The organism is Neisseria sp. P0021.S006, assembly GCF_051956895.1.
Genome location: NZ_JBQCWZ010001092.1, coordinates 1 through 502, shown reverse-complemented (window position 1 = coordinate 502; position 502 = coordinate 1). Strand labels below are relative to the sequence as shown.

Below are 502 nucleotides of genomic sequence, written 5' to 3'. Positions count from 1 at the left end.
CCGAAGAAGCTTTGGAACACGCCAAAGGTCATTTGCGCAGCGAATTGGCCAAACGCATCAAACTCTTCAAAACGCCTGAGCTGCACTTCAAATACGACGAATCACTCGAACGCGGCATGAGTATTTCCAGCCTGATCGACCAAGTAGCGGCGGAAAAACCGGTTGAAGACTGATTGATTAAAACACACAGGCCGTCTGAACCCTTTCAGACGGCCTAAACATTAACACTCCCCCAACTTAATATGACAGCCAAACCCACCAAACGCCCTGTCAACGGCGTTCTTCTCCTCGACAAACCTGAAAGCCTTTCCAGCAATACCGCCCTGCAAAAGGCGCGGCGCTTGTTCCGTGCCGAAAAAGCCGGGCATACCGGCGTACTTGATCCTTTGGCTACAGGGCTTCTACCTGTTTGTTTCGGTGAAGCGACCAAGTTTGCCCAATATCTGATTGATGCCGACAAAGCCTATACGGCCACGCTGAAACTGGGCGAAGCCAGCAGTAC

1 protein-coding gene and 1 pseudogene are annotated in these 502 nt (G+C 51.6%); both read left to right on the top strand.

Features of this window, described 5'->3' with window-relative positions:
• Window positions 1–173 (top strand): 30S ribosome-binding factor RbfA (rbfA, locus tag ACTHUM_RS18905; RefSeq protein ID WP_440403812.1); only part of this gene is annotated, 173 nt, incomplete at its 5' end.
• A gap of 69 nt (window positions 174–242) precedes the next feature.
• A pseudogene (locus ACTHUM_RS18900) lies at window positions 243–502 on the top strand (tRNA pseudouridine(55) synthase TruB); the annotation flags it as partial.